19 protein-coding genes are annotated in these 23857 nt (G+C 43.4%); 11 read left to right on the top strand and 8 right to left on the bottom strand.

What is annotated here, in order from left to right:
- Nucleotides 1-11: 11 nt before the first annotated feature.
- The gene (gene pheA / locus AAJP47_RS09815; RefSeq protein WP_346717732.1) at nucleotides 12-1193 is read right to left on the bottom strand and encodes a prephenate dehydratase; all 1182 of its coding nucleotides are present in this window, start codon (nucleotides 1191-1193) and stop codon (nucleotides 12-14) included.
- Nucleotides 1194-1740: 547 nt separating this feature from the next.
- On the opposite strand from pheA, the gene AAJP47_RS09810 reads away from it, so the two are divergent.
- The gene (locus tag AAJP47_RS09810; RefSeq protein WP_346717731.1) at nucleotides 1741-2682 is read left to right on the top strand and encodes a transaldolase; all 942 of its coding nucleotides are present in this window, start codon (nucleotides 1741-1743) and stop codon (nucleotides 2680-2682) included.
- 187 nt (nucleotides 2683-2869) lie between these two features.
- Nucleotides 2870-3355, top strand: a complete 486-nt coding sequence (locus tag AAJP47_RS09805) for a hypothetical protein (protein ID WP_346717730.1) — start codon at nucleotides 2870-2872, stop codon at nucleotides 3353-3355.
- A 104-nt stretch (nucleotides 3356-3459) separates the two neighbouring features.
- On the opposite strand, the gene AAJP47_RS09800 is transcribed toward AAJP47_RS09805, so the two are convergent.
- Nucleotides 3460-4026 carry an adenine phosphoribosyltransferase gene (locus AAJP47_RS09800; protein ID WP_346717729.1) on the bottom strand — a complete coding sequence of 189 codons (567 nt, stop codon included), beginning with the start codon at nucleotides 4024-4026 and terminating at the stop codon, nucleotides 3460-3462.
- Between the two features lie 512 nt (nucleotides 4027-4538).
- Between AAJP47_RS09800 and AAJP47_RS09795 the strand changes: the two genes are divergently transcribed.
- Both AAJP47_RS09795 and AAJP47_RS09790 read left to right on the top strand, forming a co-directional pair.
- Nucleotides 4539-4703 (top strand): rubredoxin, encoded by a 165-nt coding sequence (locus AAJP47_RS09795; RefSeq protein ID WP_021814629.1) that lies wholly within the window; start codon nucleotides 4539-4541, stop codon nucleotides 4701-4703.
- A gap of 27 nt (nucleotides 4704-4730) precedes the next feature.
- Nucleotides 4731-5780: an alpha/beta fold hydrolase gene (locus tag AAJP47_RS09790; RefSeq protein WP_346717728.1), complete on the top strand. Its 1050-nt coding sequence runs from the start codon at nucleotides 4731-4733 to the stop codon at nucleotides 5778-5780.
- 275 nt (nucleotides 5781-6055) lie between these two features.
- Here the strand turns inward: AAJP47_RS09790 and AAJP47_RS09785 are convergent, their stop codons facing one another.
- A complete protein-coding gene (locus AAJP47_RS09785; RefSeq protein ID WP_346717727.1) occupies nucleotides 6056-7096 on the bottom strand; it encodes a WG repeat-containing protein in 1041 nt (346 codons plus the stop codon).
- Nucleotides 7097-7422: 326 nt separating this feature from the next.
- Here AAJP47_RS09785 and AAJP47_RS09780 point away from each other — a divergent pair, with 326 nt between their 5' ends.
- The gene (locus AAJP47_RS09780; RefSeq protein WP_346717726.1) at nucleotides 7423-8355 is read left to right on the top strand and encodes a DMT family transporter; all 933 of its coding nucleotides are present in this window, start codon (nucleotides 7423-7425) and stop codon (nucleotides 8353-8355) included.
- Between the two features lie 143 nt (nucleotides 8356-8498).
- Here the strand turns inward: AAJP47_RS09780 and AAJP47_RS09775 are convergent, their stop codons facing one another.
- The gene (locus AAJP47_RS09775; RefSeq protein ID WP_346717725.1) at nucleotides 8499-9947 is read right to left on the bottom strand and encodes a solute carrier family 23 protein; all 1449 of its coding nucleotides are present in this window, start codon (nucleotides 9945-9947) and stop codon (nucleotides 8499-8501) included.
- Between the two features lie 539 nt (nucleotides 9948-10486).
- On the opposite strand from AAJP47_RS09775, the gene AAJP47_RS09770 reads away from it, so the two are divergent.
- On the top strand, nucleotides 10487-11920 hold the full coding sequence (locus tag AAJP47_RS09770; protein WP_346717724.1) for an L-serine ammonia-lyase: 1434 nt from the start codon (nucleotides 10487-10489) through the stop codon (nucleotides 11918-11920).
- Nucleotides 11921-12188: 268 nt separating this feature from the next.
- Here the strand turns inward: AAJP47_RS09770 and AAJP47_RS09765 are convergent, their stop codons facing one another.
- From AAJP47_RS09765 to xthA, 3 genes are all read right to left on the bottom strand, one after another.
- Nucleotides 12189-12587: a DUF4377 domain-containing protein gene (locus AAJP47_RS09765; protein ID WP_346717723.1), complete on the bottom strand. Its 399-nt coding sequence runs from the start codon at nucleotides 12585-12587 to the stop codon at nucleotides 12189-12191.
- A gap of 447 nt (nucleotides 12588-13034) precedes the next feature.
- Complete coding sequence (argJ, locus tag AAJP47_RS09760) at nucleotides 13035-14258, bottom strand: bifunctional glutamate N-acetyltransferase/amino-acid acetyltransferase ArgJ (RefSeq protein WP_346717722.1); 1224 nt, start codon at nucleotides 14256-14258, stop codon at nucleotides 13035-13037.
- Nucleotides 14259-14306: 48 nt separating this feature from the next.
- A complete protein-coding gene (xthA, locus tag AAJP47_RS09755; protein WP_346717721.1) occupies nucleotides 14307-15131 on the bottom strand; it encodes an exodeoxyribonuclease III in 825 nt (274 codons plus the stop codon).
- Between the two features lie 284 nt (nucleotides 15132-15415).
- Here xthA and AAJP47_RS09750 point away from each other — a divergent pair, with 284 nt between their 5' ends.
- The 5 genes from AAJP47_RS09750 to AAJP47_RS09730 all read left to right on the top strand — a co-directional run bounded on the left by AAJP47_RS09750 (nucleotide 15416) and on the right by AAJP47_RS09730 (nucleotide 22744).
- The gene (locus AAJP47_RS09750; protein WP_346717720.1) at nucleotides 15416-16048 is read left to right on the top strand and encodes a hotdog domain-containing protein; all 633 of its coding nucleotides are present in this window, start codon (nucleotides 15416-15418) and stop codon (nucleotides 16046-16048) included.
- Between the two features lie 36 nt (nucleotides 16049-16084).
- Complete coding sequence (locus tag AAJP47_RS09745) at nucleotides 16085-16969, top strand: ABC transporter ATP-binding protein (RefSeq protein ID WP_346717719.1); 885 nt, start codon at nucleotides 16085-16087, stop codon at nucleotides 16967-16969.
- A 198-nt stretch (nucleotides 16970-17167) separates the two neighbouring features.
- Nucleotides 17168-17944, top strand: coding sequence for an ABC transporter permease (locus AAJP47_RS09740; RefSeq protein WP_346717718.1), 777 nt, complete (start codon nucleotides 17168-17170; stop codon nucleotides 17942-17944).
- Between the two features lie 539 nt (nucleotides 17945-18483).
- A complete protein-coding gene (locus AAJP47_RS09735) occupies nucleotides 18484-20175 on the top strand; it encodes an AMP-binding protein (protein ID WP_346717717.1) in 1692 nt (563 codons plus the stop codon).
- A gap of 868 nt (nucleotides 20176-21043) precedes the next feature.
- Nucleotides 21044-22744, top strand: a complete 1701-nt coding sequence (locus tag AAJP47_RS09730; protein WP_346717716.1) for an AMP-binding protein — start codon at nucleotides 21044-21046, stop codon at nucleotides 22742-22744.
- A 157-nt stretch (nucleotides 22745-22901) separates the two neighbouring features.
- On the opposite strand, the gene AAJP47_RS09725 is transcribed toward AAJP47_RS09730, so the two are convergent.
- The gene (locus AAJP47_RS09725; protein WP_346717715.1) at nucleotides 22902-23771 is read right to left on the bottom strand and encodes an SDR family oxidoreductase; all 870 of its coding nucleotides are present in this window, start codon (nucleotides 23769-23771) and stop codon (nucleotides 22902-22904) included.
- Between the last annotated feature and the right edge of the window lie 86 nt (nucleotides 23772-23857).

Below are 23857 nucleotides of genomic sequence, written 5' to 3'. Positions count from 1 at the left end.
ATTTATAAAAGTTACAATACCGCTTTTGGATAAGAACCCAGTATACGCAAATCTTTGACCAATGGACGAATATCATTGATGGCGGCGCTCACATTAGCGTCATCGACATGACCATTCATATCAATAAAGAACACATACGCCCATTTATTAGGACGTTCAGGGCGCGTCTCAATACTGGTCATCGAAACGCTATGATAAGACAAGGGCTTTAAGATTTCGATCAATGCGCCCGCTTTGTCGTGTGCTGAGACAACAATTGAGGTTTTGTCTTGGCCAGATGGGGCAATGGCTTCGTGACCGATGATAAGGAAGCGCGTGGTATTGCTTGGGTTGTCTTCGATGTTTGAATACAGTTTATGCAAATCATATTCTGCAACCGCCACATCGCCTGCAATTGCTGCTGAATGCCATTCATTTTTTAAACGACGGGCCGCTTCTCCATTGCTGGATACGGCAACGCGCTCTACATTAGGGAAGTTCACATCGAGCCAATGACGGCACTGAGCCAATGATTGCTGATGCGAATAAATGCGGCTTAAACCATCGATTTTGGTATGCTCAGCGACCAAGAAATTTTGATGAATCGGTAGCTCAACTTCGCCAATAATCTTGAGACTAGAAGATAAGAAACCATCCAATGTATGGTTCACCACGCCTTCTGACGAGTTTTCGACCGGTACGACACCATACATCGCTGTCCCCGCTTCTACTTCACGGAACACATCCGTAATCGTCGTCATTGGCACCGTATCAGCAGCTTTGCCAAAATGTTTGAGCGCGGCAGCATGGGTAAAGGTGCCAACTGGCCCTAAAAAAGCAATACGCTGCGGCGCTTCTAAATCCAAGCAGACCGACATGATTTCACGGAACAAACGCGCCATTTTTTCGTCAGCGATTGGCCCTTCATTACGCTCCATAACCGCTTTTAATACTTGTGCCTCACGCTCTGGACGATAAAAAATAGGATTACGACTGTCAGCAGTTGCATTATTGGCGGTATGGCTTTTTTTCACCGCGGCGACTTGTTGAGCCAATTTCGCGCGGTTGTTGATTAGCGTCTGGATTTCACAGTCTACTGCATCAATATTTTGGCGAATGTTATCCAAAAACGCTTTTTCAGTTGTAGTGTCGCTAGTGCCTGCGATGGTTTGGTTTGGATTATCCATGTTTTGCTCTGTTGACTGCTCACTCATTACCGCCCATCCTTCTTAGATTTTATAATCTGTTAAGTATTACTGTGTTAATTTTAATATGCAAGAGACCAGTCTATCAAAAATATTGTGCCCTGCTAGTCCTATCTTTTATGGTTGCTGCCTACTGCTCTTACATTAAACAGTAAATGCCGTAGGCAAACCGCTGACCGCCTCTACTATAACAAAAACTGTGCTCAGTGCCCATGTGTAAATGGGTGTAAATGGGCGTAAATGGGTGAAATGAGCGTAAATCGACGCATACTCATAAAGCCATATAGCTGATTCATTTCAAAAAGGATAAAGTTCTACTGGGATTAATTTTACGAAGCCTCTGTCACGCTGGCGAACAGCAAGCGAGGAAAATTTATGCCAGTAGAACACGATGACCGTACGTACCACTTTTATTTTGGATTAACGACACCAAGGCACCGTAACGCACGGTCAAACTATGAAACAACACTGACTCAAAACTATGTTACAGTTTAAAGCCAATAACAAATTGTATTATTAATAAAAAAACAACTTTATATTTGAACAAGGATATCTGATGAGCGCATTACAACAACTTCGCACCATGACCACCATTGTCGCTGATACGGGTGATCTGACCGCCATTGCCCGTCTCAAACCTATCGATGCCACTACCAACCCAAGCCTTATTACCAAAGCGCTTATTCATCCTGACAATCAAAGCATGCTCTCTGAAACCATGAGCCGTCATAATGGCAATGTGGACGCGGTGATTGATGCGCTGACCATACGGATTGGCTGTGATATTTTGGCACTGATTGACGGTAGGGTTTCTACGGAAGTTGATGCGCGCTTGTCTTATGATACTCAGGCGACAATTGATAAAGCTTTGGAGTTTATGGACGCTTATCAAAAAGCAGGGATCGACTCAGAACGTGTTTTGATTAAAATGGCAGCAACTTGGCAAGGCATCGAAGCCGCTCGCTATCTTGAAACCCAAGGCATTCACTGCAATCTGACCTTGTTGTTTGGTCAACATCAAGCGATTGCTTGTGCGGATGCAGGTGTAACCTTGATATCGCCTTTTGTTGGTCGCATTTTAGATTGGCAAAAACGCCAACAAAACCGGCAAAATGTCCCCGCCTCTGATGATATGGGCGTACAATCTGTCAAGCGCATTTACCAATATTACAAACAGCACAATTACCATACGCAAGTGATGGGTGCCAGCTTTCGCTCAACAGAGCAAATATTGGCACTTGCAGGTTGTGACCTATTGACCATCGCGCCTGACCTTATTGATGAGCTTGCCGCAATGGATACCGAGGTGGTTCAGCAGCTATCCCCCAGCATGTCGCTCGATATGGCGGATATGACTCGGGTAAGCTTAACGCGTGAAGAGTTTAGTGCCGCTTATCAGCAAGATACGGTCACACAAGATTTACTGCCAAAAGGTATTGATGGGTTTATCGGAGCGCGTGACGAGCTGGCAAAAATGCTGGCAACGATGCGCAATTAATCCAAGCGCTTAGTAGATAGAGTCGATTTATTCTATAAACTAATAAGTAAGACTGAGATGACTGTTTTTGAGATAAATGTTTCGCAGTCTCTGTCGGCGTAGGCAGGCAGTCATAAAAGAGATTTGCCTGCTCATAGTAAGTTGGTTACTATGACTCAATCTCAATAAGAACAAGCAAGGCTTTATTATGAAACGGCTATCAGTGTTATTAGCAGGAGGCGCGCTAGCAGTCAGCGCGCATGCAGTGAACTGGTCAAAAGTGTCAGAGAGTCCAAACGGAACTATTTTTAGTTTGGATTTGAGCTCTATTGAAAGCTCAGACATCAATATCATAGATGAAAAGTCTGTCGAAAATATCATGGTGTCTATTCGTAGAACCTATCCTGCGCAAAAACCTGTTGAGCAAAAAAGCGACACGAAAGAGGCAAAAGTAAGTAAAGACGCTGCTATTGACCATAGCGATCAGCAATTACTCATCTCTTGCAAAGACGCCAGTTACTATAAGCGAGCTTACGTGGATTATGGCGCTGACAATAAAGTCATCAAATCTTGGCAATCAGAAAAACCCATTCTGACCACAAAAGACTTTACCATCACTAGCCCCAAAACAAGTGGTCGCAAGCTGATTGAGCAAGCCTGCAAAAGTTATGAAAAAACCCAACAAGCGAACTAACCGCTTTAGATAATCGATAAAATAAAAGCGCACTGACATGGTTCAGTGCGCTTTTTTTGTTGCCATAGCCGACTCTGAGACAGCAATCGTCTAAAATGCTAAGTTTAAGCTTTTAACACCGTATAAACAGGTACTGGAAATTCGCCATGCAAATCGACCAAGTCTAGTAGTACCAAGGCACCAACCACGGTATGACTTGCTGATTGACACAGCTCATGAGCCGTCGTCAATGTGCCGCCTGTCGCTAAGATATCATCAACCAATAGCACGCGCTCAGGTGGTAGATTGCTTTGCATCTCAAGCGTGTCCTTGCCATATTCTAATGCATACGCTTTATTGGCAACAGGTGGTGGTAATTTACCCGGTTTCCGCAACAAAATCATACCTTTACCCAAACGACCAGCCAGCAAACTTGCAAAGACAAACCCACGCGCTTCCACCGCTCCTAGACAATCTACCTCGTCTATCAACCCATCTGGCAACGCGGCAAGTAACGCATCGATGACATCGTCAATGTGGCTGCGCAGTAATGGCGTAATGTCATAAAAATCAATGCCAGCTTTTGGAAAATCAGGCACAGTACGAATAATTTGCCAAAACCGATGGTCCGTATTGAGCGTATTAGACGAATCGGTTGTGTGGTCAGTGGTTGTGGCAGCATTGATGCTCATAATAACCCTTAGTTTATATGGCGTAGATAACAGTATTTATAGTCAGGTCAATATAAAACACACCGTGTCATTGAGATAGGTTTTGTGCCGCCTCTGTCAGCAACGCCGCAACAAGCAAGCAAAATTCATCTCAATCACGCATTATAATGGCGTGTATTCATTTTATTGAGTATCGACTATAGAGAACATTTTTTGAATGAGAGTGTTTAGACAGCAGTATTTACCATACCGTATGGTGGTCGCAATTCCTAAACCTCACTAGGCGTTTTTCGGCGGTATTATAGCACAGCTGATACAAATGTCGTGGCAAAGGCGCCACTGATGACCTTGATAAAAGACAATCCATCTCAATATACAAGTGTAAACTTAAACTACGAAACCTTGGTCATATAATAATGGTTATATGCTAAACTACGTGCGCTTTTGCAGTCTGCTACAATGACTGTCACTCTAGATATGCACATTAACCATTTATTTTATTGTCACACTGGTAATGATTGATAGGACTACTTATGAAACGTTATGAATGTATTGTCTGCGGCTGGATATATGATGAAGAACTTGGCTGTCCTGAAGAAGGCATCGCCCCTGGCACCAAATGGGAAGATATCCCTGATGACTGGACTTGCCCAGAGTGCGGCGTCGGCAAGCTTGATTTTGAGATGCTTGAGATTTAGTAGACGATTCTCTAATTAGGATATTTCATGACAAAATCAAATGACATCAATGACACCCCATTGTCTGAAAATTTAGCTGAAGACTCAAGTGCCTATCCAATACATGAGCCAACGCCTGAGTGGCAAAAATTTGGTACGCATCAATGGTGTGAATCCGACCTAAGCGAACATCTTTATCAAGCCATGATTGATATTGGAGATGGCATCGAGCTTTGTGTTGAAGCGGGTGGCAACCCTCATCATCCACCTTTATTAATGGTGATGGGACTTGGCTCACAAATGGTGTTTTGGCCGGATAATTTTATCAAGCGCTTCATTGATGCAGGTTTTTTTGTGATTCGTTTTGACAATCGCGATATTGGCTTGTCCTCTAAAGTCCAGATTGAGGGTCTACCCCGTATCAGTCAATTCAAAATGATGATGCGTTTGCAAACGGGACTGTCTAATAAAGGCGCGCCCGTTGCCTACAATCTGACAGACATGGCAGAAGACACGGCGCGTCTCATTAAAGCGCTTAACCTCGGCCCCACTCATCTGCTTGGCGCGTCTATGGGCGGGATGATTACCCAGATTGTGGCGGCTCGTTACCCAAGCCTTGTACAGCGCATGGCCTTGATGTTTACCTCGACCAATCGTGCGTTTTTGCGACCACCCAAACCCAAGCAGCTATATACTCTCATTAATCGGCCTGAGAGCCACTCTGAGCGCGATATTGTACGTCACAGTGTCTGGTTTATGAAAACGGTGGGAACGCCGGGCCATGTCAATGTGCGGATGGTACGTGAAATTGCCAAACTGCGCTATCAACGCAACTTTCACCCGCTCGGTACGGTGCAACAGCTCAATGCCATTCTAGCATCAGGCTCTATCAGTCGATTTAGCAAGCAAGTCAAAGCGCCCACCATCGTGCTGCATGGTAGCGCAGATGGGCTAATTCCTCCCTCGCAAGGGCGCGTGGTTGCCAAAACCATTCCTAATGCTAAGTTTCATCTGATTGAGGGAATGGCGCATGACATTCCCGAATACTATCAGCCTTATATGGTCGATTTGATTAGCACGCATTTACTGGCGAAATAATTTTCAGTAGTGAGTGTCTAAATGAATTGGCATAAAAAAGAGCGTAGAACCTATTACTCATAATAGGTATTACACTCTTTTTTTGTGTCAGTCGTTTAATATTGTCCATTCAATATAATAGAGATACGATGGACATAATGCTCTGCTGGTATAAAATTTCCTCGCTTGCTGTGCGCTTTGCACGCCAGAGGCATCAAAAACTCATACCGGCATCGCTGTATTCTTTGCTGTATTCTTTTTAAAGTGAATCGACTATATCGGGCTGTGCTTATCGTCTAATCACACCTCACACCCGTGCCTTCTTTGTCGACACACATTTTATTACCATTCTTTAGATTACCGATCCAAGCTTTACCACCTGTAAATACAAATGCTGGCTGACCTTTGTAACGATCACCAGTCGATACCCCGCTGTTGGCAAAGCGAAAAGGTATCACAAGCTCACCGCCAAGATTAATAAAGCCCCAATCTTTACCAATACGCACGCCAGCCAAACCCTCAGAAAATGGACGCGCCTCATCAAATGAGTACGTAATCATAACCACCTCGTTGTCATCGATGTATCCCCATTTACCATCTTGCTGACGCGGCTGCAATGTGGTAAAACGATTGGACGCGGTTTTTCCAGACGATAATGGGTTGCGGCTGGTATCAGGCGCTGATGAGCGAGCGGAAGATGGCTCATTATCAGCGCGCTTAGGCTCGCTGATGGTTTTACCATTCTTATCCAGCCAACTGACCGCCTGATTTTTACGTACTTGCGCCCTACCACCCTGATAATTATCAATGTCACTAATCGACGCCGAAAACGGTACGATGATTTTATTGGCTGTATTAATCACGCCATACTTACCGTCTTTTTTTACCACGATTCGCCCATCAGATACAGGACGCGCCCAGCCTTGACTATCTGTCAGCACATCATACATCGCAGGAACGACTTCACGACCCTGCATATTGAGATAACCTACCTGATTATTACGCTGCACTGGCAACAAACCGCCTGATAGCTTGTCGACATCAACTTTTTGATAACGTGATAAATCAACCACGCTTTTCCCTTTATTATTGAGCAGGGCAACTGGTGCGCCGAAGTCTTTTATCGCCAAAAAATAACCACTGTTTGCCGTACAAGAAACGTTTTTATAGTAGCTTTTAGGGATTTTACAGCTAGCCGCTTGCGCCGTTGGCATGATAAATAACGCACCGAGCAACATACTCGTTGCCAAACCATAATGCGACTTTTTGAAGCGCACCGTAAAGCGCAAATTGGATACAAAAAAACGGGGTTGTTTTGATAATGAACGTCGAAACATAAGTAAACCTAGGCTAATGGTATGAAAGGTTTTGATATAAATAATGGCGAAATAAGACCATTATAAACCACTAGATTAGCAAACACTGTTGTTTGCACCAATGTCATTCCTGTAAGGATGTGACGCGACTGTATACATCGCCATCTTTGATAAACTGCTTCCTTATTAGCAAGTAACGTAAACCGTCATTGAATAATGAACATAAATTATTATTTAAACATTTCAATTTTGGTGTAAACCCTCGACAATATGGTCTGTGCTAGCAGTCGTATTCATACTATGTTGGTAGATAAAACAAAAAAATAATACAGATTTAAGGACCGTCTATGACTATCGCTTCTTCACGCTCTGCACCTATTGGCTTAGTCATTGGTTGTATCATATTTGGTTTGGGTAGTTTGATTGTTGCCCATGTGGATATTGGTGGTTGGGCCATGTCATTTTGGCGATTGCTGGTGTCAGGTATCGTCTTTGCCGTTTTGGCAAAAGTCATGGGACAACGCTTACCGCGCTCCAAACGTGCAATATTATATGCCTTATTATCAGGTGCCTTCTTGAGCTTAGACTTGGCGCTTTGGCACGAAAGCATTTATGCCGTCGGCCCGGGTATTTCGACCTTGCTCAACAGTTTACAGATTTTTTTCTTAGCGGCGATTGGGTTTTTATACTTCAATGAACGCCAATCTATCGTACAAATTGTCAGTTTGTTTTTAGCCATGCTGGGCGTGGCTATGATTGGTAGTCCTGAGTTTGCTCATAATACGGCAGCCACTTGGGGATTTATCACTGGTATCTTATCGGGTGCTATGCTGGCGGCGTCCATGACCTTTATTCGTAAGACTCATGATACGGAACCAACGCCCATATTCATGCTCATGCAACTGATTAGTATCGGCGGCGTTTTAGCGATGATGGTTCCCATGTTTGTTTTTGATATGGGTCATATTTTACCCAATACGTGGTCTGAGATTGGCTGGGTGCTGATTTATGGCACGGTGATGCAATGCTTGGCATGGGGTTTAATTGCTTACTCCATTCCTAAGCTCTCGCTGGCGTTGACTGGATTATTACTATTGACAGAGCCTATTGCCGCATTGGTGATAGATTATAGCTGGTTGGACAAACCGATTAACACGTTACAATGGAGCGGCGCGCTGTTGACCATGTTTGCCATTTATTTAGGGTCCCTAAAACCTAAGCCGCGTGCGCTACGTCGCTATCGATTTTTTTCACGGTTTTATAAACGCAACTATAAATAAATTGGTTATTGTTTGATAAAAAAAGCGCTTCTCCTATAAATAAGAGAAGCGCTTTTTTAGCGGCATGGCTTAATGAAAAGTGACTTAATTGAAAGTGGTTTAATGAAAAGTGGCTTAATGAAAAACGGCGGAATCAAGACCGATTATTTAGCCAAATTTTTACTGGTATCTTTAGCCTCAGATCCTTGATTAAACAAGGCATTTAGCAAGATAGCGGCCAAAGTTGCGGTACCGATACCACCCAAATCAAAGCCGCCTATATGCAGACTAAAATTACCCGTACCCATGATCACGGTGACAGCGGCAATAATAAGATTGCTGTTTTTGCTAAAATCGATATGATTGTCTATCCAAATCTTTACACCTGCAACCGCAATCAAACCGAATACGACGATAGAAGCACCGCCCAATAAAGCCGCTGGTATAGTTTGGATGATGGCACCAAATTTTGGTGACAGTCCCAGTAAGATTGCGACCAGACCGGCCACAACGAATATTGTGGTGCTATACACTTTAGTAACCGCCATAACACCAATGTTTTCAGCGTAAGTCGTTACCCCTGTTCCACCAAACCCTGCCGAAAAAGTCGTCGCAAGACCATCAGCAAAAAAGGCGCGACCCATATAAGGTGTCACGCGTGCCTTAGTCATGCCCTCCACTGCTTTAAAATGACCTAAGTTTTCGGCCACCAAAATAAAGGCCACAGGTGCAATTAAAATAATCGCACTCATCTCAAAGCGCGGCGTATGAATACTTGGTAAGCCAAACCATGATGCCGCGGCCACACCGCTAAAATCAATCGCTGCGCCAAAGCCCAGTACATTGGTCATCACAAAATAGGCAATATATGATAACACTAGGCCCACCAGCAGTAGTAAACGACGTAGCATCCCTCGTGTAAATACCGCTACAACGCTGATGAGTAGTACGGTCAATGTTGCCATCCACGCATCGAACTGATTGGCAGACACCCCTTGAATAGTCACTGGCGCTAAATTTAGACCAATAATCATCACGATGGCACCCGTCACAATGGGCGGCATTAAACGCTCAATCCAGCCTGTGCCCGTTTTCATCACCAACAGTCCAATGAGCGCATAGATGATACCGCAGGCCATAATACCGCCCAACGCTACATTTAAATTGGCGTTGAACCCTGCACCTGCATAGGCCGTGACAGCGATCACTGGCCCAATAAACGCAAAACTCGATCCCAAATAGCTTGGCATGCGCCCACCTGTGATGATAAAAAACATCACCGTACAGATACCAGACATCAAAATCGCTAAGTTTGGATCAAACCCCATTAAAAGCGGTGCCAGTACGGTCGCACCAAACATCGCAAAGGTATGCTGTATGCCTAATAGCACACTTTTTGATGGTGGTAGATACTCATTAATACCGACCGGATCACGATCCAAGTCGCCTTTATAAGGTCGCCATGTTGGAAACCAACGACCATTTTCAAAGTCGGGATTATGGGAGTGACTGATAGTAGCTGAGTCAATGCCTGCTGCTTCTAAGGCGTTATGATCTGAATGGTGTTTAGCGCTGTTTTCTAAAGGGGTTGAAGGGTCTTTTTGAGATGGCATACGCGCTTGTCCTATGTGAGCTTGGCGAAAATAATAGGCGAAAATAACTGCTGAAATAAAAATGGTGTGCCATTGAGAAGATAATTAAGAGGACGTTATGGTTATCTATTTTTATCAATAGCAACTCTGTATATTCCCATTTATAATGTCCCATCCCAATTCATTCATTTATGTTGTAATATGACAAACCAAAAGTATGATTTGATATGATGATTACTACTCAGTGAATTTGTAGGATTAAATAGCCTCTATTACTAATGGCTTTATCGTTTGTGATTTGGGTACGTTATGGTAGTAACTAACTTACAGGATGTTACATAGTTGTCGACTCAGAGCATGATAGCGGAGTTTCAAAACAAATAAAAGTTATTATTCAATCAACACCAACCCATTTTGACGGCCATATTTCTATAGACAATGCCTTGTACCTATCCATGACTGATAGGTAAGAGCGACATCTGTCTATTATACTTTCATTAAAAGTGCCTTAAGCAATGGATTCACTATGCTAAAGCGCTTAAAATTTTCGGTAACTTATTATGATTAGCGTTTTTGATTTATTTAAAATCGGCATTGGTCCATCCAGCTCGCATACTGTTGGGCCTATGGTGGCTGCCAATCTATTTTTAGCATCATTGTCCAAGCAGGCAGAGCTAGCCGCTATTAAAAAGGTGGAGATTGAGCTTTATGGCTCGTTGGCAGCGACGGGAAAAGGACATGCAACCGATACCGCTATATTATTAGGATTGCTTGGTCATACGCCGAGTACTATTGATACTCGTATGACTAGCAGCTATTTGACGCCTATCTTCTCTGATAAAGTCCTAAATATCTCAGGTGTGCATACCGTGGCCTTTGATACAGAACAAGATATCTATTGGTACGATGATACCGTCCTGCCCTATCATCCCAATGCCTTAACGCTTCGGGCTGTATTGACAGACGGCACCCGTTATCAGCAGACCTATTATTCAGTCGGTGGCGGCTTTGTGATCAATGAAGAAGATGCGACCAACCCAGATGAAGATCATGCCAACCCAACAATTGGCCGTGTCCCCTATCCTTTTAACAATGCCTCAGAGCTGTTAGAACAGTGCAGTCAATATGGACTCAGTATCAGCGACTTAGTATTGGCGAACGAATGTCATTTTCGTGATAAAGAAGACGTATTTGCCTATTTAGACAGCATTTGGGACGTCATGCAGGACTGCGTCAAACAAGGCTGTGAAAATGGCGGTATTTTACCGGGTGGCTTAGATGTCAAGCGCCGCGCTCAAGATTTGCACTCGCAATTGTGTGCTGAAAAAGATCAGCCCATCACTAAGACGGATAAATTGGCCGCCATGGATTGGGTCGATTTATACGCACTTGCCGTCAATGAAGAAAACGCCAATGGCGGCAAAGTAGTCACGGCTCCTACCAATGGCGCTGCTGGTATCATTCCCGCCGTCTTGCATTATTATCGCGATTTTTTGCCCAATTATAGCCAAGACGGTGTGCGTAAATTCTTATTGAATGCCACTGCAATCGGTAGTCTGATCAAACAAAATGCCTCAATCTCTGGCGCTGAGGTGGGCTGTCAAGGAGAAGTCGGTTCCGCTTGTGCCATGGCAGGTTCGGCATTGGCAGAGATTATGAACGGCTCGCCAGCCAAATGTTTGAACGCCGCTGAAATTGGTATTGAACACAATCTAGGTTTGACTTGTGACCCTATTGGCGGATTGGTGCAGGTACCTTGTATTGAGCGCAACGCAATGGGCGCAGTAAAAGCCATCAATGCGGCGCGTCTTGCCTGTAGAGGCAGTGGTCAGCATTTCGTATCATTAGATAAGGCGATAGAAACCATGAAGCAAACGGGTGCGGATATGTCTGATAAATATAAAGAAACCGCTCGTGGCGGGCTTGCCATCTATGCCGACAATCGTATTCCGACTGCGACTCGCGGTGTTAGTGTGAACTTCAGTCAGTGTTAATATAAAGCACTCATATTGCTGCACTAAAAAAGGCCTCTAACAGATTAGAGGCCTTTTATTATTATCTATAGTTGATTCTAAATAAAATGGATACAAAAAACGATATAACGAGACTGGAACCAATTTTTTCTGCTTGCTGTGCCTACGCCGACAGAGGCATCAAAAAATCAGTCCCATTCTCGCTATGCCTTTTCATATTGGATTGACTATATATTGTTACTGTCATTGTTGCTATCGCACAATACTGTCTGTTTATAAACTAGACTTATTATTCAGCAGTTTTTGACACAACTTCATTTAAAATCCAAACAGGCTGAACCTTGTTAGAGCCTTCAGCAGTTACTGCTTCTTGACGCACATCTAGCACATAGCGGTAGTTTGGCTCATAAGTGAAGCCTTGGATATTACCATTTAAAGTGTTGAAATTTTTCTGATAAGTTTGACGATACTGTAAGCACTGTGATTCAACTTTGCTGCCATCAGTAGCAGTTAGATCACATACAGCTTTACGTGGTGCAATCTCTACTTCAAAACTTGGAATGTTAACGACTTTGACATTCATAGGCTGGCCTTCAACAACCATGGTACGCTCGTTATCCATACCCATAGTAGAACAACCTGAAAGGGCAAAAGTGGTCATCAATGCTGCAAGTGCTAATTTTTTCATTATTAAATCCTCAGTTAAGTAATATAAATACGGTACTGCTTATTTCAATTTATTGTTCTAAACGTTTTTCATTGCCCGACATCTATTCAAAACACCTCAAGCAATATCAGTGGCTATTATAATGTCTATAAACTCAGTGAGTTTTATAACGTTACTGCTATAGCGCTACTGTGACTAAAAACTTAGCCAAATTGCTTCTACGTTCTATCAAAATATCAACAACGTCGGTCATTGCTTACTGAGGCTAGTATAGAGCGCATAACCTAATTCTCTCTATGACTGCTTTGTAAAGTAACGTCAGCTTTTGCAACTGATGTTAACAAAGCGTATTGAATGACCATATAAACCAGTCATCCACGATAGAGACCATAAAAAGCCAGAGCAATATTTGCTCTGGCTTGATGACAACACCACTACCAATACCAATAAATTTTGAGTTAAAAAAAACTAGCTACGGTAATCAGCATTAATCTTGACATAATCGTATGACAAGTCACAGGTATAAACGATGTCGCTGGCATCGCCGCGCGCAAGATCGATATGAATGGTAATCTCAGCACGACTCATGACCGTCTTGCCCGCTTCTTCGGTATAGTCAGGCGCAACGCCCCCGTTTTGGCAAATCATTACTTCATCTAAATACACATCGACCTGCTCTGTATCTAAATCTTCAATACCAGCGTAACCAACGGCTGCTAAAATACGACCCCAGTTGGCATCACTGGCAAAGAATGCCGTTTTTACCAGTGGCGACTGCGCGACGGCGTATGCCACATCGCAGCATTCTTGCGTCGTCTTACCGCCTGTCACTTTCACGGTCATAAACTTGGTCGCACCTTCACCATCACGCACGATCAGTTGTGCCAAACGTACAAACACCTCGGTTAGAGTGGTAAAAACTGCCTGATAATGCGGGTGCGCCTTGCTATCAATGACGTCTGAGCTGGCAGACCCTGTGGCGATTAATACACAACAATCATTGGTAGAGGTGTCTCCATCAACCGTGATGCGGTTAAAAGATTGCTCATTAATGGCGCTTAGCATTTCTTGCAACAAGTCAGCGGCAATATTGGCGTCGGTTGCCACATAACCTAGCATGGTCGCCATGTTTGGACGTATCATGCCAGACCCTTTTGACATACCAGTGACATGATAACTGACATCATCAACATCAACTTTTTGGCTAGCAACTTTGGGAATAGTATCCGTGGTTCGAATACCATTCGCAGCGGCCAGCCAATGATCAGGAGATAGGTTGGCAAGCGCCTTGTCCAGTCCGGCAATAATAGCGTCGCTGTTTAAAGGCTCGCCAATGACGCCTGTTGAGAATGGCAATACGGCACTAACGTCCACCCCAGCTTTATTAGCAAGTGCTTGACAGATATCGGTCGCACGGCGTTTACCATCCGCGCCAGTACCTGCATTGGCATTGCCTGTATTGGTCACCAAATAGCGCGGACTGGTCTTACTAACGTGCTCGCGTAATAGGCGTACAGGGGCAGCACAAAAAGCGTTTTTGGTGGTTACAACGGCGGTAGTGGCCGTATCAGCAATCTCAATCACAACCAAATCGTCACGATTTTTATAGCGTACACCTGCTGCGGTGGCGCTTAACTTAATGCCTTCGATAGGATAGATCGTATCAGGTACTGCAATATTTCCAACAGCCATCGTTAAATCCTTATTATTCAGTTTTTGGTATTATTTATAAAAAATGGTTTAGAGTTTATTTAGATCAAATGCTGACCAAATTGGGGCGTGATCAGAAGGTTTTTCCATACCTCGTAATTCATAACTGATACCTGCATCAACGCACGCCTCTACTAAATCAGGAGTACACAAGATGTGATCGATACGCAGACCACGCTTAGGATCATCGTTGAAGCCGCCGCTGCGATAATCAAACCAGCTATACAAGTCTGTGCTCTCTGGATAGTGTAAGCGATACGTATCGGTCAACTCACGCGACATCAAATCGCTATACCAAGCGCGTTCTTCTGGCAAAAACGACGTCTTTCTGTTCTTAAGCCAGCGCTTGGCATTGGCCTCACCAATTCCAATGTCGATGTCTTCTGGCGCGATGTTCATATCTCCCATGATAACAAGCGAGCGCCCTTCTGCCTTTAGCGTATCAATGTAAGCCATCAAATCAGCATAATACGCGCGCTTCATCGGAAATTTGGTTGGATGGTCTTGGCTTTCTCCTTGTGGAAAATAGCCGTTGAGCACATCGATTTCGCGTCCCTCTAGCTCATAACGGGCATGGATAAAACGCTTTTGCGCTTCCTCATCCTCACCCGGAAAACCCTTTTGTACGAATATAGGCGCAACCTTAGATAATAAGGCTACGCCATAATGCGCTTTTTGCCCAAAGTATTCTATATGATAGCCAAGGCTTTCTATGTTTTTGAGTGGGAACTGCTCATCGTGAACTTTCGTTTCTTGTAGACCCATCACATCAGGATCGATGACCTCTCGTACAGCCTCAAGCTGATGTTGACGGGCGCGAATACCATTGATATTAAAACTGACAAAACGGGGCATAAACCATCCTATACTGATTGATTAGACTACTTGATTGGACTACGGGGCTAATACGAATACGTGAAATGCAGCCACCCATAAACGGCTATGATAGCAGACGCAGGCGCGCCTTTCTGTTGCGCGCCTTTATATCTTAAGATAGAGTAGCCTTTATTGGCACCTATATTATTCTTTACTATATTGTTTTTATTAAATCACATTTATATTGAGCTACTTTTATTAAGTCGCTTTCACTAAGTGATCCTTCTCAACCCTCTTTACTAAGTACCGTAATGGCAGACACTATGAATAACAAGACAAGCGCAGCCCCTATTAATAAAGCAACCAATCAAGTCACTTCTGATACTGCGACTAAGCCCCTATTTGCTACGAACTATAACGTCTATATTAACCATACTGATGCCGGTGGTATAGTTTATCACGCCAATCATTTGGTGTTCTTTGAAAACTGCCGACGCGATTGGTTTACCAAGCTCGGTATCAATGGGTATTTTTTACAGACTGATACGGGTGACGTTCAGCATTTTGTCGTGAGCCAAGCCGACTTACAATACAAACGCGCCATTCTTTTAGACGAAATCATCAATGTGCGTATCGACAAAGTCGATCTAAAACCTGCCAGCATCACCTTTTATCAAAGCATCCATCGTCACCCATCAGATAGTAACTCTGCTAATGGTGACTCTGTTAATAGTACTAATGCTAATAGTAACTCTACTAATAGTAACAATGCCAACCACAGCTTATTGAGTCGTAGCAAGATTGTTATCGCTTGCGTGCAAAACCAAGTAACCGCAGAAGCCATATCTAATGATGATCCAGCCACCACTCATGCCGTGCCAATGCGCCCCATTCGTGTGCCGCAAAAACTGCGTGATGCGATTCAGCAAGCCATCACTCAACATGCTGATGAATAAAGACTTTGATCTGCTGGCATACCTAAGAAGAGCGTTATGCTAGCATTTCACGACCTTTGGGTACATAGTAAACGCCCTACGACAGAAAGTCCCAGTCATGAGCGCCTTTCTACGTCCGCCCCTACTTTGTCTAGCACATGTCACGATTGGCTTAGCAAAATAACAAAGCGTTCCGTGGTAGATAAGCCTTTGTCTGTCAATAAACGCGTTTTGATAAGGGGTATTAGTGGCACGTTATTGTCAGGACAAGTGACCGTTTTGACAGGAGCATCTGGCAGTGGTAAGTCCGTATTGTTACGCGTGTTGGCAGGTCTATTACCACTCAGCAGCGGCGACGTCCGTTTGCGCGCTGAGGACGACTCCAACAGTCTCGTCCCTTGTACTAAAGATATTGGTACTCACAATATTGGCGCTCGTGATCTTAGCATTAGCGATACTAGCAATCACAGCATCAGTATTTATGACAGTTCTCCTACAACATGGCGCTCGCAGGTTTCTCTACTGGCACAGCATCCTCAACTGCTAGAAGGTCGCGTCCTTGACAATTTGCAAATGCCTTATGGTTTGCAAGCCCATCAGCATCGCCGTTTTGATGTTGATTGGCATATCAACCAACTTGCCCATTTAGAGCGCAGCCCTGATTTTTTATACCAACAAACCACTCACCTATCCGGTGGTGAACAACAGCTGGTCAATACCCTACGTCTTTTGCAGTTGAACCCGCAAGTACTGTTATTAGATGAACCCACAGCGGCTTTAGACAGCGATACCTCAGCTCAGCTAGTCAAGTTACTCATGTGCTGGTTGCGAGCAGATTCGCGGCGGACGTTGTTATGGGTCACCCATGACACACAAGATATTATGCCATTGGCCGATCATCATTGGCACATGCAAGCAGGTGAGTTAAAAAGTATATTTTAGGGAGATGATTTTTAATAACAGGTTTGAATAATAGGTTTTAATAGTAGGTTTTAATAGTAGGTTTTTTAGTATAGTCCGTCCTAAATAAAGCAGATACGCAGATAATAAGGTGATACTGACATACCGTTTTCTTGCTTGTTTAACCTCTATTTAACCTTTTCCTTTTTATCATGAGTGGCTAAGCGCAGTATGGACAATATGCAAATATTTCTAACTTATGGCGACATTGCTCTTGCCAGCAGCTTAATGATTATCGTCCTTATTTTGTCTTGGCGATTACGCTTAGCCCTCACCAAAACGCTATTGGTCGCTGCCGTTCGTACCGTCGTCCAGCTTAGTTTTATTGGGCTAATATTGGCATGGATTTTTGCGCGCGAGCAATGGTATGAAGTACTACTCATTTTAACCATCATGACACTGATTGCTGGGAGCGCTGCCAAGAACCGTGTCAAACGTCACTATAAAGGCTTGTTGGTTGATACCCTACTTGCAGTCGGTATCTCTGGCATATTGGTGACCACAATAGCCATTATCGCCATTTTAAACGTCCAACCTTGGTATACGCCGCAGTTCATCATTCCCATATTGGGTTTGATATTGGGCAATTCTTTAACCGCTATTTCGCTGACGAACAATCAGCTGATTGAAGCGTTTCATGAGCAACATCGACGTATTGAGATGATGCTCGGTCTTTCTGCTCAACCTTTCGAAGCCGTACATGAGCCAATACGCGCTGCCATTATCAACGGTATGACGCCGACCTTAAACTCCATGCTGGTCGTCGGGATCGTCAGCTTACCCGGTATGATGACAGGTCAAATACTGGCTGGCGCCGATCCCACACAGGCCGTTCGTTATCAGATAATCACAATGTTTTTGATTTGCGTGAGTAGTACGCTTGGTTGCACAATTAGCGCTTTGCTCATTTATCGACGCTTTTTTAATAAAAGTAAGCAACTTATCCTTCCTTCATAAAGCAAAAACCCTGAGATCGAGCAACATCTCAACGGGATAATGACGAAAGAATTTACGGCACTAACTTTATCCAAACTCTGTGTATTTGCCACGATAAATCAATCCTTTTCTTATAATATTGGCACTCACTTTCAAGCTACAAAAACACGGTCGTGTTAATATTCTATAATCACATAAATTGTATTTTTCAGCTTTATTTATGTACTGCTCAGTATTTCTTACTATTAATACATTCTTCTTTTTTCATGCTAATGTGTTGCTTAAATGTATTGATTTTTATATTAGGACAGTACACAGTAAAGTATGCTTATTAAGAGAAAATTTGTTTTACCATGACACTATTTGTTGGTTCATATTCCTTAACGGTGAGCGAGGAATAATGCAAACAGCAATAACCATTTAGCGGCCAGTCAATAAATAAGGATTTTATTTCTCTCAGCGACCAATGCTATATGTCAGCGCTGATGAGTTTTGTTGACACGGATATGACTGCTTTACCATAAAATTTTAACTTATTTTAAATCTCAAGGACGCTGACTATGATGCTGAATAAACCTTGGCTTAACCAATATCCTAATGGTGTACCTAAGACCATTAACCCAGATAAATATGGCAGTATAATGGAGCTGTACGAAGAGTGTTTTGATCGCTTTCGTATGCATCCTATGTCGATTTGTATGGGTGTGACGCATACTTATGGTGACGTTGACAAAGCATCAATTGCCATAGCAGCATGGTTACAAGCACAAAACCTGCCCAAAGGCAGCGTTGTGGCACTAATGATGCCGAACGTTCCTCAGTACTTACCGACCATGATTGGGATTTTGCGTGCCGGTTATGTCTGTACACCTATCAATCCTTTGTATACAGGTCGTGAGCTGCGTCATCAATTAAATGACTCAGGCGCTCAGGTTATCTTTGTGGTCGATAACTTCGCGCAAGCGCTTGAGCAAGTGGTCGATGAAACCAGTATCAAGCGTATTGTATTGTCTAAATTGGGCGATATGATGGGTCTCAAAGGCATGTTGGTCAATACCATTGTCCGCCAAGTCAAACGCTTGATACCTAAGTACAAGCTGGACGATCCAAAACACGAAGTAACCAAATTCCCTGACGTACTCAAAAAAGGCAAAAGCTTACCTTTCCAAGCGCCGCAAATGAGCTTGGATCAATTAGCGATTTTGCAATATACGGGTGGTACGACAGGATTGTCTAAAGGCACTATTCTGAGTCAGCGCAATATTGTGTCTGCCGCTTTGATGGCAGAAGCTTGGTATCGTCCTGTCACCTCAGAGATCAATGAAGTTTATATTAATATGGTTATGGCCTTGCCGCTGTACCACATCTTCGCTTTTTCGCTCAGCCTGCTTGGTATGCGCTCAGGCTACACATTTATTATGGTACCGAACCCGCGCGATATGCCGGGCTTTGTCAAAACCTTATCAAAACAGCCATTCCATATTTTCCCAGGTGTGAACACGCTATTTAAAGCGTTACTTGAGCAGCCAAACTTTAAAGATTTGGATTTTGGTCCGTTAAGTATTACCCAAGCGGGTGGTATGGCGGCCACTGAACAAACGGCCTCACGCTGGTTGAAAATCACTGGCTGTCCCATGATTGAAGGTTGGGGTATGACAGAAGGTGTCGCTGGCGGTACGGCGAATGTCGTCACTGATCGCAAGTTTAATGGCTCTATTGGCTTACCCGTGCCTAGTGTTGACATCATTTTGATTGATGAAAATGGCGAACGTGTGGGTGTTAATCAAGCAGGTGAGATGTGCATCAAAGGACCAAACGTCACGTCAGGTTACCTCAATAGAGACAATAGCGACGACTTTACCAGTGATGGTTACTTCCGCACGGGTGATATCGCCAGTATGGATGAAAAAGGTTACTTTAAACTGCTCGACCGCAAAAAAGACATGATTTTGGTATCAGGCTTCAATGTCTTCCCAAATGAGGTAGAATCCGTCATGCTCGATTGCGATGGCATTATTGATTGTGCCGTCATTGGTATCCCAGATGAGCGTCAAGGTGAAGCGGTTAAAATTTATATTGTCCCAGCAGACAACAACGTAACCAAAGAAGTCGTTACAGAATTTGCATTGGACAATTTGACTGGTTACAAGTGCCCACGTCACATCGAGTTTGTCAGTGAATTACCAAAAAGCAATGTCGGTAAAGTATTGCGTCAAAAATTGCGAGAGAAGCATCAGGCAGATCACTCTTAATAATCAAAGATTAATAAGCGGCGTCTAGCCGGCTCTTAACTTGTCTCATATATGAAACGCTATTAAAAAGCGTCTTACACTAAAGGTAGGACGCTTTTTTTATCTGTATAAACCTACCTTGTCTATGTCAATGCCAATGCCAATGCCAATGCCAATGCCAATGCCAATGCCAATGCCAATGCCAATGCTGACGATATCATGATTCTTTTATTAGACAGCTATTTTTATTGGGTTTATTGGACTTATTATGCTTATGCGGTTATTGGTTCTATAGGTATAAATGGTTGCTATAGTTGATTCAATGTAAAAGCGAGTCAGAGCGACTGGGATGAATTTTCCCTAGCCTCTGCATGAGCAGCAAGCAAGGAAAATTTATACCAGTTGCCTATGGCTATTAATGTATCGATTTCATTTTAATAGCCTATAACGACTTAGCTGACTTCAGTTCACGCTTGTTTACTCTGCTACATACATTTGTTTATTAAGCAAATTTAATTATAAACTAGCAAGTTCTTTCATAAAAATAACCGATTTGGTTGTCATTATGTTAATGTGATGCGGAAATATGTCACGATAATTTCTCGTAATTTACATGAAGGTTTTTTTTGATTCTTATCAAGTTACAACTGCTTTTTGGATGACATGCTCTCAACGCCAAAAATAGTAATCAGCCGTTTAATCTACTTACAGTGCTTACTCTTTGTGGTTCAATTAAATCTTATAAAGGTTCTTATATTTTAGCAGTATGTGAATAGACAGGATAGCACTCAACAATTTATTGCTATTAAAGCAAGGACTCTTATTGTTGACATGGATGTGACTAACTTTTTATAGACCCTTAACTTATCTTAATTTAAGGACGCTACGCATGACAGTAGATAAACCTTGGCTCGCTCAATATCCCAAAAACGTACCCAAGACGATTAACCCTGATCAATATGGAAGCCTGATAGAACTGTATGAAGAGTGCTTTGATCGCTTTCGTATGCATCCTATGACTGTCTGTATGGGTGTTACGCATACTTATGGTGATGTTGATAAAGCATCACTTGCCATAGCAGCATGGTTACAATCTCAAAACCTACCTAAAGGCAGCGTCGTGGCTCTCATGATGCCAAACGTCCCCCAGTACCTGCCGATCATGATTGGTATCTTACGCGCAGGCTATGTCTGTACGCCTGTTAACCCACTGTATACAGGTCGCGAGCTGCGTCATCAATTAAATGACTCGGGTGCTCAGGCAATTTTTGTCGTTGACAACTTCGCTCAAGCCCTAGAACAGGTCATTGAAGAGACCAATATTAAGCGCATTATTTTGTCAAAAATGGGCGATATGATGGGCCTCAAAGGTATTTTGGTCAATACGGTTATCCGTCAGGTCAAACGCTTAGTACCCAAATATAATCTGAATGACCCTAAGTATAATGTCACCAAGTTCCCTGACGTACTCAAAAAAGGCAAAAGCTTACCTTTCCAAGCGCCCCAAATGAGCTTGGATCAATTAGGTATATTGCAATATACGGGCGGTACGACAGGTCTATCTCAGGGCACGATATTAACTCAGCGCAACATCGCGTCTTCTGCAATGATGGCAGAAGCGTGGTATCGCCCTATTACCTCAGAGATTAATGAGGTATATATCAATATGGTCATGGCTTTGCCGCTCTATCATATTTTTGCTTTTTCACTGAGTTTACTAGGTATGCGCTCGGGCTATACTTTTGTCTTAGTACCAAATCCACGCGATATGCCGGGCTTTGTTAAAACCTTATCAAAACAGCCGTTCCACATTTTCCCTGGCGTCAATACGTTGTTTAAGGCATTACTTGATCAGCCAAACTTTAAAGATTTAGATTTTGGTCCATTAAGTATTACCCAAGCGGGTGGTATGGCAGCCACGGAGCAAACTGCGGCACGTTGGTTAAAGGTGACTGGCTGTCCTATGATTGAAGGTTGGGGCATGACCGAGGGCGTTGCGGCTGGTACTGCCAATATCGTGACTGATCGCAAGTTTAATGGTTCTATTGGCTTACCCGTACCGGGCGTCGATATCATTGTTGTCGATGACAATGGCAAGCGTGTTGCATGTAATCAAGCGGGTGAGATGTGTATTAAAGGGCCGAATGTCATGTCAGGTTACTTTAATAAAGACAACACCAACATATTTACCAGCGATGGTTATTTCCGTACGGGTGATATTGTTAGTATGAATGACAAAGGCTACTTCACCCTACTCGACCGCAAAAAAGACATGATACTGGTATCAGGCTTTAATGTCTTTCCAAATGAGATCGAGTCTGTGATGCTCGATTGTGATGGCATTATTGATTGTGCGGTAATCGGTATCCCTGATGAAAATCAAGGCGAGGCTGTCAAAATCTATGTCATTCCTAGAGACAACAATGTGACCCGAGAAGATATTAAAGAGTTTGCATTGGACAATTTGACTGGTTACAAATGTCCGCGTCATATCGAATTTGTCAGCGAACTACCAAAGAGCAATGTCGGTAAAGTGCTGCGTCAAAAGCTACGTGAACAACATATGTTAGACAATCCTCAAATGACGTAATACGTATGTTGTCATTTTAGAACAAGCCGTAAAAATAAAAGCCCACTATCGCTAATATAGTGGGCTTCTTATTGGTTGGTTTTTGTGGTGCTTGTACTAGGGTGTGTCCTCAATTCAAGCGATAGTTATCTAAATGGACTACAAATGAGGACATGCCCTAACTAACGCGATTGATCACTTGTAGCGGCAGACGCTTCATCGCCTGACCCACAATCGACCAGGGTAAGCTTGGCACGCACGCTTCATCTACGCCTGCCTCAATCGCTGCCACGATGGCTTTGGTTCCTGTTTCTGCATCCACTTCAAACGGCAATGGCTTGGCGTTTTCATTGATTTCAGTACGAATATAACCCGGATAAATGGTAGATACTGTAATCGGCAGTTTGGTCAAGAGCATATCGGCCCGAATGCCTTCTGCTAAGTGGGCAATTCCAGCTTTACTAGCGCCATAAGCGGTCAAATGCTTAGGCAATCCACGCAGCGCTGACATACTAGATATCACCACCAGATGACCGCTGTTTTGGGCGCGAAAGATATTCATTGCCGCTTCACATTGTGCCAATGCTGATATGAAGTTAATTTCTACCGTGCGGCGGTTGGTATCAAAACGACCTTTACCAATACGGCGGCTGTCCCCAATTCCTGCATTGACGACTACCCGATCAATGGTGCCAAAATCTTTGGCAAAAGCGTCAAACACTGCAAAAATAGCCTCATAATCACTGACATCAAGCGTACGATACTCGACGCGGATATTAGGATATTCTGCCATAAGCTCCGACTGTAGAGCTTCTAAACGATCGACGCGGCGCGCACAAATAGCCAAATTATAACCCAGTTTGGCAAAGAGTCTTGCCATCCCTTCACCCAAACCCGAACTGGCACCCGTGATAAGTACCGTTTTATTTTGACCAGCTTGCTGTTTACTCAAGTCCTGTAAATAACGTGATGGCTGTACAGCGCTAAACAGCTGATTTTTGCTTTTATTGGCACTTTTGAATACTGAATGTATCAATTTACTTTGCATAGACGATCCTTTTTTATCGATATGGGATAAAGTCGATAGTCTATAATAGCGCAAATCTACAGATTGGGTTTGTCCGTTATGAAAAT

Origin of the sequence: Psychrobacter halotolerans, assembly GCF_039680845.1 — a bacterium.
Classification (GTDB): Bacteria; Pseudomonadota; Gammaproteobacteria; order Pseudomonadales; family Moraxellaceae; genus Psychrobacter.
This window is presented reverse-complemented; position numbering and strand designations above follow the sequence as displayed.

Bases quoted from the DNA above. Each gene is read 5' to 3' on its own strand.
- AAJP47_RS09745 (WP_346717719.1), top strand. From the start codon at position 16,085: ATGCTAGCATTTCACGACCTTTGGGTACATAGTAAACGCCCTACGACA.
- AAJP47_RS09780 (WP_346717726.1), top strand. From the start codon at position 7,423: ATGACTATCGCTTCTTCACGCTCTGCACCTATTGGCTTAGTCATTGGT.
- AAJP47_RS09795 (WP_021814629.1), top strand. From the start codon at position 4,539: ATGAAACGTTATGAATGTATTGTCTGCGGCTGGATATATGATGAAGAA.
- AAJP47_RS09810 (WP_346717731.1), top strand. From the start codon at position 1,741: ATGAGCGCATTACAACAACTTCGCACCATGACCACCATTGTCGCTGAT.
- xthA (WP_346717721.1), bottom strand. From the start codon at position 15,131: ATGCCCCGTTTTGTCAGTTTTAATATCAATGGTATTCGCGCCCGTCAA.
- AAJP47_RS09730 (WP_346717716.1), top strand. From the start codon at position 21,044: ATGACAGTAGATAAACCTTGGCTCGCTCAATATCCCAAAAACGTACCC.
- AAJP47_RS09785 (WP_346717727.1), bottom strand. From the start codon at position 7,096: ATGTTTCGACGTTCATTATCAAAACAACCCCGTTTTTTTGTATCCAAT.
- AAJP47_RS09770 (WP_346717724.1), top strand. From the start codon at position 10,487: ATGATTAGCGTTTTTGATTTATTTAAAATCGGCATTGGTCCATCCAGC.
- AAJP47_RS09740 (WP_346717718.1), top strand. From the start codon at position 17,168: ATGCAAATATTTCTAACTTATGGCGACATTGCTCTTGCCAGCAGCTTA.
- AAJP47_RS09765 (WP_346717723.1), bottom strand. From the start codon at position 12,587: ATGAAAAAATTAGCACTTGCAGCATTGATGACCACTTTTGCCCTTTCA.
- AAJP47_RS09800 (WP_346717729.1), bottom strand. From the start codon at position 4,026: ATGAGCATCAATGCTGCCACAACCACTGACCACACAACCGATTCGTCT.
- pheA (WP_346717732.1), bottom strand. From the start codon at position 1,193: ATGAGTGAGCAGTCAACAGAGCAAAACATGGATAATCCAAACCAAACC.
- argJ (WP_346717722.1), bottom strand. From the start codon at position 14,258: ATGGCTGTTGGAAATATTGCAGTACCTGATACGATCTATCCTATCGAA.
- AAJP47_RS09725 (WP_346717715.1), bottom strand. From the start codon at position 23,771: ATGCAAAGTAAATTGATACATTCAGTATTCAAAAGTGCCAATAAAAGC.
- AAJP47_RS09735 (WP_346717717.1), top strand. From the start codon at position 18,484: ATGATGCTGAATAAACCTTGGCTTAACCAATATCCTAATGGTGTACCT.
- AAJP47_RS09750 (WP_346717720.1), top strand. From the start codon at position 15,416: ATGAATAACAAGACAAGCGCAGCCCCTATTAATAAAGCAACCAATCAA.
- AAJP47_RS09805 (WP_346717730.1), top strand. From the start codon at position 2,870: ATGAAACGGCTATCAGTGTTATTAGCAGGAGGCGCGCTAGCAGTCAGC.
- AAJP47_RS09790 (WP_346717728.1), top strand. From the start codon at position 4,731: ATGACAAAATCAAATGACATCAATGACACCCCATTGTCTGAAAATTTA.
- AAJP47_RS09775 (WP_346717725.1), bottom strand. From the start codon at position 9,947: ATGCCATCTCAAAAAGACCCTTCAACCCCTTTAGAAAACAGCGCTAAA.